The organism is Pseudomonas sp. LB3P81 (genome assembly GCF_054897965.1).
This window is the reverse complement of record NZ_JBUBVG010000001.1, coordinates 1,378,987-1,396,722: the sequence shown is the minus strand read 5'-3', so window position 1 is coordinate 1,396,722 and position 17,736 is coordinate 1,378,987. Positions and strand designations below refer to the sequence as shown.

At 59.0% G+C, this 17,736-nt stretch carries 17 protein-coding genes; 1 reads left to right on the top strand and 16 read right to left on the bottom strand.

Going from position 1 to position 17,736, the window contains the following annotated elements; translation table 11 throughout:
* Positions 1–55 precede the first annotated feature (55 nt).
* The 13 genes from ACYZTL_RS06430 to ccoN (ACYZTL_RS06370) all read right to left on the bottom strand — a co-directional run bounded on the left by ACYZTL_RS06430 (position 56) and on the right by ccoN (ACYZTL_RS06370) (position 11,171).
* Positions 56–589 carry a FixH family protein gene (locus tag ACYZTL_RS06430; RefSeq protein ID WP_461951070.1) on the bottom strand — a complete coding sequence of 178 codons (534 nt, stop codon included), beginning with the start codon at positions 587–589 and terminating at the stop codon, positions 56–58.
* Positions 590–600: 11 nt separating this feature from the next.
* Positions 601–2,016: a cytochrome c oxidase accessory protein CcoG gene (gene ccoG, locus ACYZTL_RS06425; RefSeq protein WP_461951069.1), complete on the bottom strand. Its 1,416-nt coding sequence runs from the start codon at positions 2,014–2,016 to the stop codon at positions 601–603.
* 207 nt (positions 2,017–2,223) lie between these two features.
* On the bottom strand, positions 2,224–2,634 hold the full coding sequence (locus ACYZTL_RS06420; protein ID WP_461951068.1) for a PIN domain-containing protein: 411 nt from the start codon (positions 2,632–2,634) through the stop codon (positions 2,224–2,226).
* Positions 2,634–2,888, bottom strand: a complete 255-nt coding sequence (locus ACYZTL_RS06415) for a type II toxin-antitoxin system Phd/YefM family antitoxin (RefSeq protein WP_461954274.1) — start codon at positions 2,886–2,888, stop codon at positions 2,634–2,636. Before ACYZTL_RS06415 ends, ACYZTL_RS06420 begins: the two co-directional genes overlap by 1 nt.
* A gap of 163 nt (positions 2,889–3,051) precedes the next feature.
* Positions 3,052–4,053 (bottom strand): phosphoesterase, encoded by a 1,002-nt coding sequence (locus ACYZTL_RS06410; RefSeq protein ID WP_461951067.1) that lies wholly within the window; start codon positions 4,051–4,053, stop codon positions 3,052–3,054.
* A 200-nt stretch (positions 4,054–4,253) separates the two neighbouring features.
* Positions 4,254–5,237, bottom strand: coding sequence for a cytochrome-c oxidase, cbb3-type subunit III (gene ccoP, locus ACYZTL_RS06405; protein WP_461951066.1), 984 nt, complete (start codon positions 5,235–5,237; stop codon positions 4,254–4,256).
* Positions 5,234–5,419, bottom strand: a complete 186-nt coding sequence (locus ACYZTL_RS06400) for a CcoQ/FixQ family Cbb3-type cytochrome c oxidase assembly chaperone (RefSeq protein ID WP_003175465.1) — start codon at positions 5,417–5,419, stop codon at positions 5,234–5,236. Before ACYZTL_RS06400 ends, ccoP (ACYZTL_RS06405) begins: the two co-directional genes overlap by 4 nt.
* Positions 5,420–5,424: 5 nt before the next feature.
* Positions 5,425–6,033 (bottom strand): cytochrome-c oxidase, cbb3-type subunit II, encoded by a 609-nt coding sequence (ccoO, locus tag ACYZTL_RS06395; protein WP_461951065.1) that lies wholly within the window; start codon positions 6,031–6,033, stop codon positions 5,425–5,427.
* Complete coding sequence (gene ccoN, locus ACYZTL_RS06390) at positions 6,033–7,475, bottom strand: cytochrome-c oxidase, cbb3-type subunit I (protein WP_461951064.1); 1,443 nt, start codon at positions 7,473–7,475, stop codon at positions 6,033–6,035. Before ccoN (ACYZTL_RS06390) ends, ccoO (ACYZTL_RS06395) begins: the two co-directional genes overlap by 1 nt.
* Before the next feature lie 483 nt (positions 7,476–7,958).
* A complete protein-coding gene (ccoP, locus tag ACYZTL_RS06385) occupies positions 7,959–8,912 on the bottom strand; it encodes a cytochrome-c oxidase, cbb3-type subunit III (protein ID WP_461951063.1) in 954 nt (317 codons plus the stop codon).
* A complete protein-coding gene (locus ACYZTL_RS06380) occupies positions 8,909–9,124 on the bottom strand; it encodes a cbb3-type cytochrome oxidase subunit 3 (protein ID WP_461951062.1) in 216 nt (71 codons plus the stop codon). The genes ccoP (ACYZTL_RS06385) and ACYZTL_RS06380 overlap by 4 nt, the downstream gene beginning before the upstream one ends.
* Before the next feature lie 3 nt (positions 9,125–9,127).
* Positions 9,128–9,736, bottom strand: a complete 609-nt coding sequence (ccoO, locus tag ACYZTL_RS06375) for a cytochrome-c oxidase, cbb3-type subunit II (protein ID WP_461951061.1) — start codon at positions 9,734–9,736, stop codon at positions 9,128–9,130.
* A gap of 10 nt (positions 9,737–9,746) precedes the next feature.
* Positions 9,747–11,171: a cytochrome-c oxidase, cbb3-type subunit I gene (gene ccoN / locus ACYZTL_RS06370; protein WP_461951060.1), complete on the bottom strand. Its 1,425-nt coding sequence runs from the start codon at positions 11,169–11,171 to the stop codon at positions 9,747–9,749.
* A gap of 96 nt (positions 11,172–11,267) precedes the next feature.
* On the opposite strand from ccoN (ACYZTL_RS06370), the gene ACYZTL_RS06365 reads away from it, so the two are divergent.
* The gene (locus ACYZTL_RS06365; RefSeq protein WP_461951059.1) at positions 11,268–11,945 is read left to right on the top strand and encodes an alpha/beta family hydrolase; all 678 of its coding nucleotides are present in this window, start codon (positions 11,268–11,270) and stop codon (positions 11,943–11,945) included.
* A gap of 203 nt (positions 11,946–12,148) precedes the next feature.
* Here the strand turns inward: ACYZTL_RS06365 and ACYZTL_RS06360 are convergent, their stop codons facing one another.
* The 3 genes from ACYZTL_RS06360 to acnA form a co-directional block, all read right to left on the bottom strand.
* On the bottom strand, positions 12,149–13,714 hold the full coding sequence (locus ACYZTL_RS06360; protein ID WP_461951058.1) for a methyl-accepting chemotaxis protein: 1,566 nt from the start codon (positions 13,712–13,714) through the stop codon (positions 12,149–12,151).
* A gap of 104 nt (positions 13,715–13,818) precedes the next feature.
* Positions 13,819–14,610, bottom strand: coding sequence for a lysostaphin resistance A-like protein (locus ACYZTL_RS06355; RefSeq protein WP_461951057.1), 792 nt, complete (start codon positions 14,608–14,610; stop codon positions 13,819–13,821).
* Positions 14,611–14,854: 244 nt separating this feature from the next.
* Positions 14,855–17,596, bottom strand: coding sequence for an aconitate hydratase AcnA (gene acnA, locus ACYZTL_RS06350; RefSeq protein WP_461951056.1), 2,742 nt, complete (start codon positions 17,594–17,596; stop codon positions 14,855–14,857).
* Between the last annotated feature and the right edge of the window lie 140 nt (positions 17,597–17,736).

The following is a 17,736-nucleotide window of genomic DNA, read 5'->3' as shown; positions in this document are numbered from 1 at the left end:
GTTGTTTCTAAAGAGCAAGATCAAAAGATCGCAGCCTCGTTTCACTCGACAGCTCCTACAGGTCTTCCGCGCCTTGCAGCGGTTCGTCACCCAGCAGCAGGTCCTTGTCATGGCTGACCTGCTCTTCTTCGAACATGCGCCAGATGTGGTCGTCCTGAGTGCCCAGCAGTTCGACAAAACGACGGCCATCGACCTTGTCGCTCAACTGGCCGATGTAGCGGCCCTGTTCGGTTTCACTGCGGGCGAGGGTGATCTTGCGATCCTTCTCGGGCTGCGTCGGCGAGATCAGGTTCAGTTCCAGGGTTTTCGGTTGGCTGTTGCCGCTCAGGCGCAGGTCGACTTCGCCGGTCACGTCATCCAGGTGCACACTGGCGCGCAGGAGCAGGGTCTGCGCCAGCAGCTCGCGGTCGAGGGAGCGGTTGATGCCTTTGCCGGCCTCGTAGTAGTTGTCGTTGACCAGGTTGTCCGGGTTTTTCACCGCGATCGTCACCATGGACAACGTCAGCGTCACCGAACAGGCGAGGATGGCGATGATGATCCACGGCCAAAGGTGCTTGTACCAGGGACTTGCGGCGTTTGATGCGGGCATGATCACTTCTCTTAACGAATTTGTGGGCCGATGAACCGGCTCTTGGCTTCAACGTGGATGCTTTCGTCATCGGCATCCTTGAGGATGAATTTCACCTCGTTGGTGCTCGATGGCAGTTTTTCCGGGGCGATGGACAGTTCGACCGGCTGGCTGAAAATCTCACCGGCGGCGACCTTGATTTCGCGCCTGCCTTGCAGCTTCAGGTCCGGCAGGCCGGCGGCCTCCAGCACGTACGTGTGGTCGCGCTGATCCTTGTTCATGATCTTCAGGCTGTAGACGTTTTCGATCCGGCCTTCGGCGTTCTCGCGGTACAGCACGCGGTCCTTGCTGACGTCGAAACCCACCAGCGAACGCATGAAGAACGCTCCCGCCAGCAACGCCATCATGGCCAGCAACACCGCTGCGTAGCCGATCAGGCGCGGGCGCAGTTTATGGGTTTTTTGCCCGGACAGGTTGTGCTCGGTGGTGTAGCTGATCAGGCCGCGCGGGTAATTCATCTTGTCCATGATGCTGTCGCAGGCATCGATGCACGCAGCGCAACCGATGCATTCGATTTGCAGGCCATCACGGATGTCGATGCCGGTCGGGCAGACCTGGACGCACATGGTGCAGTCGATGCAATCGCCCAGGCCCTGAGCCTTGTAGTCGATGCCTTTCTTGCGCGGGCCGCGGCTTTCACCGCGACGCGGATCGTAGGAAACGATCAGTGTGTCCTTGTCGAACATCACACTCTGGAAGCGCGCATACGGGCACATGTAAATGCACACCTGCTCGCGCAACCAGCCGGCGTTGCCGTAGGTGGCAAGGGTGAAGAAACCGGCCCAGAAATACGACCAGCCATCGGCCTCGCCGATGAAGAAGTCGAGGGTCAGTTCGCGGATCGGCGAGAAGTAACCGACGAAGGTCATGCCGGTGACGAAGCCGATCAACAGCCACATCGCGTGCTTGCTGAATTTGCGCAGGAATTTGTTGGCGCTCATTGGCGCCTTGTCGAGTTTGATGCGCTGGTTGCGGTCGCCTTCGGTGACCTTTTCGCACCACATGAAAATCCACGTCCACACGCTCTGCGGGCAGGTATAGCCGCACCAGACGCGCCCGGCGTACACGGTAATGAAAAACAGCCCGAAGGCGCTGACGATCAGAATCCCCGAGAGCAGGATGAAGTCCTGGGGCCAGAAGGTGGCGCCAAAAATAAAGAATTTACGCTCTGGAAGGTTCCACCAGACGGCTTGATGACCGCCCCAGTTCAACCACACCGTGCCGAAGTACAACAGAAACAAAAAGGCCCCGCCCATCATCCGCAAGTTGCGGAACAGGCCGGTGAAGGCACGGGTGTAAATCTTTTCTCGAGAGGCGTAGAGGTCGACGCTGTTGTTCGCGTTTTTGGCAGGCGGAGTAACGTCGTGTACCGGAATCTGGTTGCTCATCAGTTGCATCCCACGGCAGTGGAAAAATGCCTCGGTCAGTACATGCCGACCGCGGTCAAAAAGAGGTGTTGCAGTGGCGCAATGATACGCCTGTAGCTCTAGCCCAAGGGTGCGACCTTTGGTCACGTTGGTGGAAATCAATCGACGGTGTAATGACTTGAATCAATTGACTGGTGAAATTATGGACGGTTTTGCGAGTGTCAGCGTTCAATCGGCCCATGGGTTGATCAGCGCAACGCCGCTGGACTGAAAGTCGCTGATATTGCGAGTGACCACCGTCAGACCATGAACCAAGGCAGTCGCTGCAATCAGGGCTGCGCTTTCATTGGTGCTGTCTGGAACATGCAAACCGGCACAGCGCAGGGCCACGGCGGCGTCGACCGGCAAGATTCTGGCATCAAAGGCTGGCATGACATGTCGCTTCAGCCAGGTGCGCAATACCTTCCCCTGCGCCGGGTCACGACGCTCCATTCGCAGAACCCCGGTCTCCAGCTCCTTCAGGGTAATGGCCGAAATAAACATCCGTGGGGCGATGACACTTTTGGCCCAGGCGACGACGTTGGCGTCTGCCCGGGGTTTGCGTAGTTCGGAAATCACATTGGTGTCGAGTAGAAACATCAGGACAGGTCCACGGGTCGATGAGTGATCACGGCACGCTCGGTCTCGAACTCGATGTCTGCCGCTTCTGGCATCACTAATAAGTCGACAATGCTGGCGTTGTTGCCGGTCAGTTTTTGGTAGTCCTCAATGCTTAGCAGTACATGTGCCGGCTTGCCACGATCGGTGATGATAACCGGCCCTTGGCATGTGGCTTTTTTGGCACTACCTGTGTCCTGATTGAATTCACGACTGGAAATGGTGGTGATGGCCATCATGGTGACCCTCCTGAAAAATCTAATGTAGAAACGTTACTACCAAGTCCGCTGTCCGGCAATTGGTTGAAGGAAAACGGATGTACCGTTCGTCATCGTTTACAAGGGGCGGGCGACATTGGCCAAAATCGGCGCCATCAGTTCGGACGTTGGCGCCAGACTGCTACCTGACCGGGACAGTGTGAGTCGCAACGGGGTTACGCCAGTCGTTACCCGCAATGACGTTTACCGTCAGTTGCGTTCTATCGGTTGAAAGAGCGGCAAACAACCAGCTCTGCTGAACGGCCGAGCCACTCATGAACAAGGGAATGTCGCCGTAAATATAGTTGCTCGACTCATATTTCCCGCTTCGCTTTTGCGCATTCGCGGAAAACACCGCGGTTACACCGTAGTCCTCGATCATTTTTGTGAACCGCAAAATCTCGGTTTCCTTCACGGGCCAGTGGAACGGTTGACTCAGGTTAAGCAGAATGATTTTCCCTTGCGCCCGCGCCCGCTTCAAATCTCGTTCCAGCCAGTCAAGGGAAGAAGTGATTTCATAAGTGGTCGTATTGAATAACGAACGGGTGGAAAAACTGGCTGAGTAGGTGGGTTCGTTATTCAGTTGAACCAGATGAACGTCGCCAAAGTCCCTGGAGTAAGCCAGGCTTCCATACCATGTTTTCGTCATGCCGGAAGCTCTCGCGGCGAGATCAAAGTTGTCGACCTTTCCCCAGTAACGATCCTTGAGGTCGTCGACACTTCCGGCCGCCCAATCCGGGCGACCAGCGACATTGTTATCGTAGTCAAAATTTCCCAGGCCGTAGTCATAGACGTTGTTCAGTTTGTTTTCCAGAACCGAACGGATGTATGAGCGTTCGCTGTCCTTCCCTGTAACGGTGAGATTGCCGTTGATCATGACGGGAACTGCGGCAGTTCCACCTGATTGCGCCCTGAAGTCGGCAATGCTGGTGTACTGCGCATCGATCAGCCACCTTGAGCGCGCTTGTTTGTCTGAGTCGGATTCAAATTCGCCGTTATCGGACTTTTCACTTGACGGGAATTTTGGGCTCGACGCCAGCACGATATAGCGTGGAGAAAGTTCGGAGGCGACTACAGGTATGATGTTTACGCTACAGGCAAATATCAGCATGCCCACGGTTGTAATGCGGTTTGATAGTTTCATTAGAAATCCATTTCTAAGTTTAAGATGAGGTGTATGTTTGCGTTTTCGAAGGTATGCCAAGGCTCACGACTATTCAAACAGTTGCCGTGGCCGGATTGATTGGGCATGTTTCGAGCGGGTTTGAAGTGCAACTTTTCTTTAAATGAAAACGGCCCCGCCAATTCTCATTGGCGGGGCCGTTTTTGCATCAGGCGTTTACCTTACTGGGCGTCCTGCGCCGGAGCCTTCTCACCGTGAGACAGGCTGTAGACGTAAGCGGCCAGCAGGTGAACCTTGTCGTTGCCTTGCAGCTGTTCTTGCGCAGGCATCTGGCCCTGACGGCCGTAACGGATGGTCTGCTGCAGTTGAGCGAAGCTCGAACCGTAGATGAACGTTGCCGGGTGAGTCAGGTCAGGTGCGCCCATCGCTGGCGTACCTTTACCGGCCGGACCGTGGCACGCCACGCAGTTTGCGGCGAACAGTTTCTGCCCGGCAGCCGGGTCAGCCTTGGTGCCTTCCGGCAGCTTGCGGCCATCGAGGTTGGTCAGCACGAACGCAGCAACGTCCGCCACGCCTTGCTCGCCGATCACTTCAGCCCACGCCGGCATGACCGCATGACGACCGCCCATGATGGTGGTCTTGATGGTTTGCGCTTCGCCGCCCCAGCGCCAGTCGGCGTCGGTCAGGTTAGGGAAGCCGTATGCGCCTTTGGCGTCGGAGCCGTGGCAGACCGAGCAGTTGGAGGCGAACAGACGGCCACCCATCTTCAGGGCTTGCGGGTCCTTGGCCACTTCTTCGATTGGCATGGAAGCGAACTTGGCGAAGATCGGGCCGAACTTGGCGTCCGATTTGGCCATTTCCTTTTCCCACTCGTGAACGCCGGTCCAGCCGGTCTGGCCGTTGGCGAACGCGGTCTGCTTCTCGTTATCCAGGTAGTTGTAACCCGGCAGCAGGCCTTTCCAGTTGCCCAGGCCCGGGTACAGCACCAGGTAGCCCAGGGCGAAAATGATGGTGCCCACGAACAGCATGAACCACCATTTCGGCAGTGGGTTGTCGTACTCCTCGATCCCGTCGAAGGAGTGGCCAACCGTTTCGTCCGTTTGCTCGGCGCGCTGGCCCTTGCGGGTGGACAGCAGCAGCCAGGTCAGGGCGAAGATGGTGCCGAGACTGAGGACTGTGACGTACAGACTCCAGAACGTAGTCATTCTTTGTTACTCCTAGAAGCTTGCTCGACGTGCTTGATGGCTTCGGGATCATCCGCGAAAGGCAGCAAGGTCGCGTCTTCAAACTCCGACTTGCGCTTGGGGCTGAACACCCACAACGCCAGACCGATGAAGGCCACCATCACGACAACGGTGCCCAGGCCACGAATCATCCCGATATCCATCTAAATCACCGTTTGCTTTTGATGATGGTGCCCAGGCCTTGCAGATAGGCCACCAGCGCGTCCATTTCGGTTTTGCCCTTCACAGCATCCTGAGCACCGGCGATGTCTTCGTCGGTGTAAGGGACGCCGAGCGTGCGCAAGACTTCCATTTTCTTGGCGGTTTCCTTGCCGTCGAGCTTGTTTTCCACGAGGAACGGGTAGGCCGGCATTTTCGACTCGGGCACTACGTTGCGCGGGTTGTACAAGTGCGCACGCTGCCAGTCATCGGAGTAACGACCGCCGACACGGGCCAGGTCCGGACCGGTACGCTTGGAACCCCACAGGAACGGGTGGTCCCAGACGCTTTCGCCGGCGACCGAGTAGTGGCCGTAACGTTCGGTTTCAGCACGGAACGGGCGGATCATCTGCGAGTGGCAGCCGACACAACCGTTGGCGATGTAGATGTCGCGGCCTTCCAGTTCAAGGGCGGTGCGCGGCTTCATGCCTTCGACCGGCTTGTTGGTGACGTCCTGGAAAAACAGCGGAACGATCTGGGTCAGGCCGCCAATGCTGACGGCGATAACCATGAAGAAGGCCAGCAGGCCAATGTTCTTCTCGACTGCTTCATGCTTCATCAGTGAGCTCCAACTACGGCAATCTGTTCAGCGGCTTTGGCTTCAGCCGGGTTCGAGGCGCGTACGGTGCGCCATACGTTGTAGGCCATGAACAGCATGCCGCTGGCAAAGAACGCACCGCCCAGGGCGCGAACGATGAAACCAGGGTGGCTGGCTTGCAGCGCTTCAACGAACGAGTAGGTGAGGGTGCCGTCGTCGTTGATTGCACGCCACATCAGACCCTGGGTGATGCCGTTGACCCACATCGAAGCGATGTACAGAACGGTACCGATGGTCGCGAGCCAGAAGTGCGCGTTGATCAGGCCGATGCTGTGCATCTGCGCGCGACCGAACAGTTTCGGGATCATGTGGTAGATCGCGCCGATCGAGATCATCGCCACCCAACCCAAGGCACCGGCGTGTACGTGGCCGATGGTCCAGTCGGTGTAGTGCGAGAGCGAGTTGACGGTCTTGATGGCCATCATCGGGCCTTCGAAGGTCGACATGCCGTAGAACGCCAGCGACACGACCAGAAAGCGCAGGATCGGGTCGGTGCGCAGCTTATGCCAGGCGCCCGACAGGGTCATCATGCCGTTGATCATGCCGCCCCAGCTCGGAGCCAGCAGAACGATCGACATCGCCATGCCCAGGGACTGAGCCCAATCCGGCAGTGCGGTGTAGTGCAGATGGTGCGGACCGGCCCAGATGTACAGGGTGATCAGCGCCCAGAAATGCACGATCGACAGGCGATAGGAGTAGATCGGACGCTCGGCCTGTTTAGGAACGAAGTAGTACATCATCCCCAGGAAGCCGGTGGTCAGGAAGAACCCTACGGCATTGTGGCCGTACCACCACTGGATCATGGCGTCAGTCGCACCGGCGTAGGCCGAGTAGGACTTGAATAAGCTGACCGGCAGTGAGATGTGGTTAACGATATGCAGCATTGCGGTCACGAGGATGAAGGCACCGTAGAACCAGTTGCCCACATAAATGTGCTTGGTCTTGCGCTTGATGATAGTGCCGAAGAACACCAGAGCGTAGGTCACCCAGACAATGGCCAGCAGAATAGCCAGGGGCCATTCCAGCTCAGCGTATTCCTTGCTGGTGGTGTAACCCAATGGCAAGGAGATGCCTGCACCGACGATCACCGCTTGCCAACCCCAGAAGGTGAAGGCCGCGAGGCTGTCGGAAATCAGTCGCGTTTGGCAGGTTCGCTGCACGACGTAATAAGAAGTGGCAAACAGTGCACAACCACCGAAGGCGAAAATCACCAGGTTGGTGTGCAACGGGCGTAAGCGTCCAAAAGTCGTCCACGGCAGACCGAAGTTCAATTCCGGCCATACGAGCTGTGAGGCGATGAAGACACCGAGCCCCATGCCAAGGATCCCCCAGACCACCGTCATGATGGCGAACTGGCGGACTACCTTATAGTTATAAGCAGTCGGACTGATTGCTGTGCTCATTCTAAGGTTCCACGGTTTGGGTGTTTTATTAGGAGTAAAAATCGGCCGCAAGTATGGAGAAAGCAGGGGGTCATTGCAACGCGCCATGACCTGGGTCAATGCTTTCAAGCGCTGATTCTGCGGCCTTTCCATGCGCCGCGTAAGGACAAAGTCGCCCTCGGACAAATGTCGCAGCGAACGAAAATGGTGAGGGGGGTCAGGTCAGTTGTAACGGGGTGTGTTCAAACGCAACGATCGGGTGACCGATGGCAATTGGCGCGACAGCCGGTATCTACCAGCCTTTGCGGCCTGTCATCGAATAGATTCGTCGAACACATCGGGTTGGGTCGACCTGGAACCGGCTCATGCCAGTCCGCATCGCAGGAAGCTTAGACCTGAATCCGGGGAATCGAAAGGAGGACTAACGGAGGGTGCGACAATGGGTCGCAAAGGGGCAGGGAACTGCCGCATCCGGGAAAAATGCGGCAGCAGAGCGGTCAAGAATTATTTGCTTTTGCCTTCCGCCTGCAAACGCTCTGTATTCAGACCGTGGGACAGGCTGTACACATAAGCGGCCAGCAATTGCACTTTATCGTTGCCGAGCAATTCGTTCTGCGCCGGCATATGGCCCTGACGGCCATGACGAATGGTTTGTTGCAGTTGCGCGAGGCTTGTACCGTAGATGAACCCGGCCGGTTGCGTCAGGTTCGGCGCGCCCATGGCTTCAGTGCCGTGGCCGTTTGCCCCATGACAGGCGACGCACATGGTGCTGAACGCTTGCTGTCCGGCTTGCAGGTCGGCACTGCTGTCGGCCGGCAGCGGCAGGCCAGCCAGTTCATGACGCACATACGCGGCAACGTTTGTCACACCGGCCTCACCGAGGATTTCACCCCAGGCCGGCATCGCGGCCATGCGACCGCCCATGATCGTGGTCTTGATCATTGCCGCGTCGCCGCCCCAGCGCCAGTTGCTGTCGGCCAGGTTCGGGAAGCCGAAAGCGCCCTTGGCATCCGAACCGTGGCACACCGAGCAGTTCGATGCGAACAGGCGACCGCCCATTTTCAGTGCTTGCGGGTCCTTGGCCACTTCTTCAACGGGCATGGCGGCGAATTTGGCGAAGATCGGTCCGAACTTCGCGTCGGCCTTGATCATCTCCTTTTCCCATTCGTGAGCGCCGGTCCAGCCGTTCTCGTAACCCGGCAGGATGCCTTTCCAGTTGCCCAGGCCCGGGTAAAGCACCAGATAACCCACGGCAAACACCAAGGTGCCGGCGAACAGCATGAACCACCACTGCGGCAGCGGGTTGTCGTACTCCTCGATGCCGTCGAAGCTGTGGCCCATGGTCTGGTCGACGCTGCCCTTGGTTTCGCCCTTGCGGGTGCTGATCAGCAGCCAGGTCAGGCCGATGAGGCTGCCGATGGTCAGTACGCAGATCCACGTACTCCAGAAAGTGGTCATGACCGGGTACTCCTTGTTTCAGGTTCTTGGGTGGCGTCATCGGATAGGGGGTCATCGGCGAACGGCAGCAAACGCGCTTCGGCGAATTCCGGATTGCGCTTGCTGTTGAACACCCACAATGTCAGGCCGACGAAGGCCACGAACACCACGACCGTGCCCAGGCCGCGGATCATTCCACTGCTCAATTCGCTCTCTATAAAAGAAATAGGCATGGCTCACCTCTTGCTCTTGATGGCAGTGCCGAGCACTTGCAGATAGGCGACCAGCGCGTCCATCTCGGTTTTGCCCTTGATCGAGGCGACAGCGCCTGTGATGTCGCCGTCGGTGTACGGCACGCCGAGGGTGCGCATTGCCTTGATCTTGCTTTCGGTGTGGCTGCTGTCGAGCTGATTGGCCACTAGCCACGGGTAGGCGGGCATCTTCGATTCCGGCACCACGTTGCGCGGGTTGTACAAGTGCGCGCGGTGCCAGTCTTCGGAGTAGCGGCCGCCGACACGGGCCAGGTCCGGACCGGTGCGTTTCGAGCCCCAGAGGAACGGGTGATCCCAGACGCTCTCACCGGCCACCGAGTAGTGACCGTAGCGTTCGGTTTCTGCGCGAAACGGACGGATCATCTGCGAGTGGCAGCCGACGCAGCCTTCGCGGATGTAAATGTCCCGACCTTCCAGTTGCAGCGCGGTGTAGGGCTTCATGCCTTCCACCGGTTTATTGGTCACGTCCTGGAAGAACAGCGGGACGATCTGGGTCAGACCGCCGATGCTCACGGCCAGGATCATTAGTAACATCAGCAGGCCGACGTTTTTCTCGATTGTTTCGTGTTTCATGGCGGACTCCTCAGGCCATCTGCGCGGCAGCGGCGACTTCGGCAGGCTGCGAGGCCCGCACGGTGCGCCAGGTGTTGTAAGCCATCAGGAACATGCCGCTGAGGAAGATCGCACCGCCCACCAGTCGTACGATGAAGCCTGGGTGGCTGGCCACCAGGGTTTCAACGAAGGAGTAGGTCAGCGTGCCGTCTTCGTTGACTGCGCGCCACATCAGGCCCTGGGCAATGCCGTTGACCCACATCGACGCGATGTACAACACGGTGCCGATGGTCGCGAGCCAGAAGTGCGCGTTGATCAGGCCGATGCTGTGCATCTGCGGGCGACCGAAGATTTTCGGGATCATGTGATACAGCGCGCCGATGGAAATCATCGCCACCCAGCCGAGCGCGCCGGCGTGAACGTGGCCGATGGTCCAGTCGGTGTAGTGGGAGAGGGCGTTCACCGTCTTGATCGCCATCATCGGGCCTTCGAAGGTCGACATGCCGTAAAAAGCCAGCGACACCACGAGGAAGCGCAGGATCGGGTCGCTGCGCAACTTATGCCAGGCGCCCGAGAGCGTCATCATGCCGTTGATCATCCCGCCCCAGCTTGGCGCCAGCAGGACCAGCGACATCACCATGCCCAGTGACTGCGCCCAGTCCGGCAGCGCGGTGTAGTGCAAATGGTGCGGACCCGCCCAGATATACAGGGTGATCAGCGCCCAGAAGTGCACGATCGACAGACGATAGGAATACACCGGGCGCTCGGCCTGTTTCGGCACGAAGTAGTACATCATCCCGAGGAAACCGGCAGTGAGGAAAAAGCCTACGGCGTTGTGGCCGTACCACCACTGCACCATGGCATCGGTCGCACCGGCGTACAGCGAGTAGGACTTGGTGAAACTCACCGGCAATTCCATGTTGTTGACGAGGTGCAAAATCGCCACGGTGATGATGAACGCGCCGAAGAACCAGTTGCCCACATAGATGTGCTTGGTCTTGCGCTTCATGATCGTGCCGAAGAACACGACGGCGTAGGCCACCCAGACGATGGTGATCAGGATGTCGATCGGCCACTCCAGTTCGGCGTATTCCTTGGAACTGGTGTAACCCAGCGGCAGGCTGATGGCCGCCAAGAGAATCACAAGCTGCCAGCCCCAAAAGCAGAACGCGGCAATTTTCGGCGCGAATAGCTGGGTTTGGCAGGTGCGCTGTACCGAGTAGAACGTACTGGCGAACAGGGCGCAGCCGCCAAAGGCGAAGATCACTGCGTTGGTGTGCAGCGGGCGCAACCGGCCGAAACTGGTCCACGGCAAATCGAAGTTGAGTTCAGGCCAGACCAATTGGGCCGCGAGAAAAACCCCGAGCCCCATGCCGACGATGCCCCACACCACCGTCATAATGGCGAATTGGCGGACCACCTTGTAGTTGTAGGCGGTACTGATAGAAGTGTTCATGGTTCCCCATCCACGGTTCAGCCGAAGTGAGGGCGTTCGCGCAAGGCAGACGCTCCCTTCGCCTGGAGTTATAGGCAGACTAAAAGCGAGGCAAGCATGGACAAAGAGCACAAGGCCAGTATTGACGGGGATCAATGGGCGCGGTGTGTGCGGGATCATGGATGGTTGTGGAATGCTGCTTCAGTGCCGGCATCGGCGACGCTGATTCTCGCCCACGGCGCCGGTGCGCCGATGGACAGTGACTGGATGAACGACATGGCTGCGCGCCTTGCTGCGCAGGGCGTCAACGTCGTGCGCTTCGAGTTTCCGTACATGGCGCAACGGCGTGTCGATGGCGGCAAGCGTCCACCGAACCCGGCACCGAAACTGCTGGAATGCTGGCGTGAGGTGTACGCCGTGGTGCGACGTCATGTCACTGGGTATCTGGCCATTGGCGGCAAGTCCATGGGTGGGCGGATGGCGAGTCTTTTAGTCGATGAACTCGAGGCAGATGCGTTGGTGTGCCTCGGTTATCCGTTTTATGCAGTGGGTAAACCGGAGAAGCCGCGGGTCGAGCATTTGTCTTCGTTGAAGACGCGGACGCTGATCGTGCAAGGCGAGCGGGATGCGCTGGGGAATCGTGAGGCGGTCGAGGCTTACACGTTGTCACCGAGTATCGAGGTGATCTGGTTGGCGGCGGGGGATCATGATTTGAAGCCGTTGAAGGTTTCCGGGTTTACCCATGAGCAGCATTTGGCTTCGGCGGCGAGTCGGGTAGCTGCATTTCTTCAGTGAAATAATGGGCGCCAAGTAGGGCCTCTTCGCGGGCAAGCCCGCTCCCACAGGGTTTCGTGTCGATCAAAAAATCTAACCACACGCCGGTTCACTGTGGGAGCGGGCTTGCCCGCGAAGAGGCCGGGACAGGCGACATCCCATTCAAACTGGCAATAAAAAACCCGGAAGCTTTCACCGTCCGGGTTCTTTGTTTCCAGCATCAATCAGCGGTTAAACCGCTCCACCAACGAATACTGCGTATTCGCCGTCTTGGTCAGCTCTTCACTCAACAATGCCGAGTGCTGCGCCTGTTCCGACGTCTGATCCGCCAGTTGCGAGATGTTGCTGATGTTGCGGCTGATTTCTTCCGCCACCGAGCTTTGCTCTTCGGTCGCAGCCGCAATCTGGGTGGTCATGTCGGTGATGTGCGCCACCGCTTCGCTGATGCCGACCAGTGCCTGATCCGCCTCCAGCACCCGCGCCACACCTTCTTCCGCCTGGCGATGCCCGGCTTCCATGGTTTGCACCGCCGTGCTGGCGGTCTGCTGAAGCTTGGCGATCAGGGCGTGAATCTGCCCGGTGGATTCGCTGGTGCGTTGCGCCAGTTGACGAACTTCATCAGCCACTACCGCAAACCCACGACCCATCTCGCCGGCACGCGCCGCTTCGATGGCAGCGTTCAACGCCAGCAGGTTGGTCTGGTCGGCGATGCCTTTGATCACATCGACCACGCCGCCGATTTCATCGCTGTCCTTGGCCAGTTGGGTCACGGTCAGACCGGTTTCACCCACCACCACCGACAGGCGCTCAATGGCTTCGCGGGTTTCCCCGGCGATGTCACGGCCGCGACCGGTCAGGCGATTGGCTTCCTGAGTCGCATCAGCGGTGCGCTGCACGTGGCTGGCGACTTCCTGTGTGGTGGCGGCCATCTGGTTGACGGCGGTGGCCACTTGCTCGGTTTCGACGCGCTGACGTTCCAGGCCGGTGGAGCTGTTGTGGGCCAGGTTGTTGGACTGCTTCGCTTGCTCTGTCAGGTACTCGGCGGTGTCCTGCAGACGGGTCAGGCAGGTTTTCAGGCGGGCTTCCTGGCTGAGGATCGACATCTCCAGACGCGCCTGATCGCCACGACTGTCGGTGTACATCTGCGCGATCAGCGGGTCGGAAGTGGTCTGCTCGGCCAAACGCAGCAAGCGCTTGAGACCGCGATGTTGCCAGCTCAGACCCAGCAGGCCCAACGGCACCGAAAGGCCGGCCGCCAAGGCGAAGCCCCAATGGGAGTTGAGCGTGGCACCGATCATGAAACTCAGCTGGCTGACCAGAATGAACGGCAGCCAGTCCTGAAGAACCGGCAGCCATTTATCGGTGGAAGGAATCGCTGACTTGCCCTGGTTGATGCGTTGGTAGAGCGCTTCGGCACGGTGGATTTGTTCGGCGGTGGGCTTTACCCGCACCGACTCGTAACCGACGACCTGATTGCCTTCGAAAACCGGTGTGACATAGGCGTTGACCCAGTAGTGGTCACCGCTCTTGCAGCGATTCTTGACAATGCCCATCCATGGCAAGCCTTGTTTCAATGTGCCCCACATATGCGCGAACACCGCGGCGGGTACGTCGGGGTGACGGACCAGGTTATGCGGTGCGCGGATCAGTTCCTCACGGGAATACCCACAGATTTCGACGAACGCGTCGTTGCAGTAGGTGATCACGCCCTTGGCATCGGTGGTGGAAATCAACCGTTGCTGAGTCGGGAAGGTCCGTTCGCGTTGTGTAATGGGCTGGTTGTTACGCATGGCTTTTTTCAATCCGCAAGGCTTTGAGAGGTTGTCGACACTGTCAGGGATTTATTGAAATTATTTTTTAATAATCAGCGGTGCGCCGCAATACGACCGTTGCATCAGCCAGCCAGCATCGGATAGGTGAACAGGGCGAAATGTAGCAGGTTCAAACCGAAATGCGTGGCAATGGCTGCCCCCAACCCGCCGAGACGGTAAGCCAGGCCATAGCCGACACCCGCCAGGCTCGCCAGCAACACCCATTGCCACCCGGCACCCAGATGCACCAGCCCAAACAACAGCGACGCAAGCAGCAGGGCCAGATGTTCACCGTAGCGCAGGTTTTTAAAGTGCCGGCTCAGACCGCCCTGGATGTAGCCGCGAAACAGCGCTTCCTCCACCAGCGTTACCAACAGCAGATTGTTCAGCACCCACAGCCACGCGTGGTCCGGCCACTTCGGTGCCCAACCGATCACGCCCAGCAATAACGCGCCGCCCAGCGCCAGCACGGTGCTCAGTGTCAGCCCCAGCGCCGTGGCATACAGGGAAAGCCGCAGCGAACGCCGCCCGACAATCCACGGGCAGACCAGCAATAGCCAGAAACCGAGCAGGGGTTTGTCCAGATTCAGGTACATGGAAAACGGTACGGCATCGTCGGTGAAGCGTTGCGGGTTGATGCCGCGGCCGTTGTAGAAACCGGGGAGCCAGTGCATGGCCAGTGCGAGGGCCATGAAAATGAACAGAGCGTGGCCGAAGTAGCGGCCGATGCGGAGCTGTTGCTGGCGTGCAGCGAAACCGGCGATCAGTAGCAGTGCGACGGAAATTCCGGCGAGCCAGCCGAGGTGGCCGAAGGTCAGGGCCAGGCCGTAGCCGAGGGAGAGCAGGACCAGGCAGGTCCATGGCAGAGCAAACATCTGAAGTCCTTGTGTCTGAAACTCTGCAGGTCGCCTCGATCCATTGTGGGAGCGGGCTTGCTCGCGAAGAGGCCATCACATTCGAAATCATCGGTGACGGATACTCCGCTTTCGTCGGAGCGCCGCCCGGAGCAAGCCCGCTCCCACAGTGGATTTGCGTCGGGTTCATAAATACGCGGCGATTATAGAGACGTACACGCAAACAAAAACACCGCCCGAAGGCGGTGTCTGTGTAAGGCGTCTGTCAGGACGCAATCAACTGCCGCAACACGTAATGCAAAATCCCCCCTGACTTGAAGTACTCCACTTCATTGAGCGTATCGATCCGGCACAGCACCTCGACTTTCTCGCGGCTGCCGTCCTCGCGGGTGATGATCAGCGTCAGGTTCATCCGCGGCGTCAACTCCACGCCCGTCAAACCAAGAATATCCAGCGTTTCCTTGCCGGTCAGATTCAGGCTCTTACGGTTCTGATCCAGCTTGAACTGCAAGGGCAACACGCCCATGCCCACCAGATTGGAGCGGTGAATCCGCTCGAAGCTTTCGGCGATGACCGCTTTCACACCCAGCAGATTGGTGCCCTTGGCGGCCCAGTCGCGGCTCGATCCGGTGCCGTATTCTTGCCCGGCGATCACCACCAGTGGCGTACCCGACGCTTGATAACGCATGGCCGCATCGTAGATCGCCATTCTCTCCCCGGTGGGAATGTAAATCGTATTCCCGCCTTCCTCGCCGCCGAGCATCTCGTTGCGGATCCGGATATTGGCAAAGGTGCCGCGCATCATCACTTCATGGTTGCCGCGACGGGAGCCGTAGGAGTTGAAGTCCCGCGGTTCCACGCCTTTCTCGCGCAGGTAGTTGCCCGCCGGGCTGTCGGACTTGATGTTGCCGGCCGGGGAGATGTGGTCGGTGGTCACCGAGTCGCCGAGCAGCGCGAGGACTCGGGCGCCCGCGACGTTCTTGACTGCGGGCGGCGGGCCCCCGATGTCGTCGAAAAACGGCGGATGCTGGATGTAAGTCGAATCGTTCTGCCAGACATAGGTCGCCGCTTGCGGCACTTCAATTGCCTGCCATTGCTTGTCGCCGGCAAACACTTCGGCGTATTCCTTGTGGAACATCGCGGTGTTGACCTGATTCACCGCGTCGGCAATCTCCCGGGTGCTTGGCCAGATGTCTCGCAGGTAAACCGGGTTGCCGTCCTTGTCGTCACCCAGCGGTTCGCTGCTGATATCAATGCGCACCGTGCCGGCGAGCGCATAAGCGACCACCAGCGGCGGGGAGGCTAGCCAGTTGGTTTTCACCAGCGGATGTACCCGGCCTTCAAAGTTGCGATTGCCCGAGAGCACCGAGGCGACGGTCAGGTCGGCGGCCTGAATGGCTTTTTCGATCGGCTCCGGCAAGGGCCCCGAGTTGCCGATGCAAGTGGTGCAACCGTAACCGACCAACGCAAAACCCAGTTCATCAAGGTATTGGGTCAGGCCGGCGGCCTTGTAGTAGTCGGTGACCACTTTCGAGCCTGGGGCCAGCGAGCTCTTGACCCACGGTTTACGCTTCAGGCCTTTCTCCACGGCTTTTTTCGCCACCAGCCCTGCGGCCATCATCACGCTCGGGTTGGAGGTGTTGGTACAGGAGGTGATTGCGGCGATCACCACCGCGCCGTTTTTCAAGCGATAGGTCTGACCTTCGTAGTCGTAATCCGCTTCACCGGCCAGATCGGCATTGCCCACCGCGACGCCACCGCCGCCTTCACTTTCGAGGCGACCTTCTTCCTTGCTGGCAGGTTTGAATTGCAGGTCGACGAAGTCACTGAACGCTTGCGCAACATTCGGTAACGACACCCGGTCCTGTGGTCGTTTCGGCCCGGCGAGGCTGGCTTCGACGCTGCCCATGTCCAGCGCCAGGCTATCGGTGAACACCGGTTCCTGACCCGGCAGGCGCCACAGGCCCTGGGCCTTGCTGTAGGCCTCGACCAGTTTCACGGTTTCAAGTGGGCGACCGGACAGGCGCAGATACTCCAGAGTGATGTCGTCCACCGGGAAGAAGCCACATGTCGCGCCGTATTCCGGGGCCATGTTGGCGATGGTCGCGCGGTCGGCCAGCGGCAGATCGGCGAGGCCATCGCCGTAGAACTCGACGAATTTGCCGACCACGCCTTTCTTGCGCAGCATTTGCGTCACGGTCAGCACCAGGTCGGTGGCGGTGATGCCTTCCTTTAACTTGCCGGTGAGTTTGAAACCGACCACCTCCGGAATCAGCATCGACACCGGTTGGCCGAGCATCGCCGCTTCCGCTTCGATCCCGCCGACGCCCCAGCCGAGCACGCCGAGGCCGTTGATCATGGTGGTGTGGGAGTCGGTGCCGACCAGGGTGTCGGGGAACGCGTACGTGCGGCCGTCCTCATCTTTGGTCCAGACCGTGCGGCCGAGGTATTCAAGGTTGACCTGGTGGCAAATTCCGGTGCCCGGCGGCACCACGCTGAAGTTGTCGAAGGCGCTCTGGCCCCAGCGCAGAAAGGCATAACGCTCGCCATTGCGCTGCATTTCGATATCGACGTTCTGTCCGAAGGCGCTTGCACTGCCGAACTTGTCGACCATCACCGAATGGTCGATCACCAGATCCACCGGCGACAGCGGATTGATGCGCTGCGGGTCGCCGCCGGCCTTGGCCATGGCGGCGCGCATGGCGGCCAGGTCGACCACCGCGGGAACGCCGGTAAAGTCTTGCATCAATACCCGCGCAGGGCGGTACTGGATTTCGCGATCGGAGCGACGTTCCTTGAGCCACGCGGCAATCGCTCTGAGGTCGGCGCCGGTGACGGTTTTTTCGTCTTCCCAGCGCAGCAGGTTTTCCAGCAACACTTTTAACGACATCGGCAGTTTGTCGAGATCACCGAGGCTTTTGGCTGCGTCGGGCAGGCTGAAATAATGGTATGTCTTGTCGTCGACTTGCAGGGTTTTAAGGGTTTTCAGGCTATCGAGGGACGGCATTGAAATGACTCCTTTGGGTCCGCACGGCTACGGACTGACGGGACAGACAGAGCCTTTAACCTAGCCCTGTTCATTCGCTAAAGCTAATAACTGGACTCTATGGCCAAGTCCAGGGCTCCGAACTCGGCTATCATGCGCCG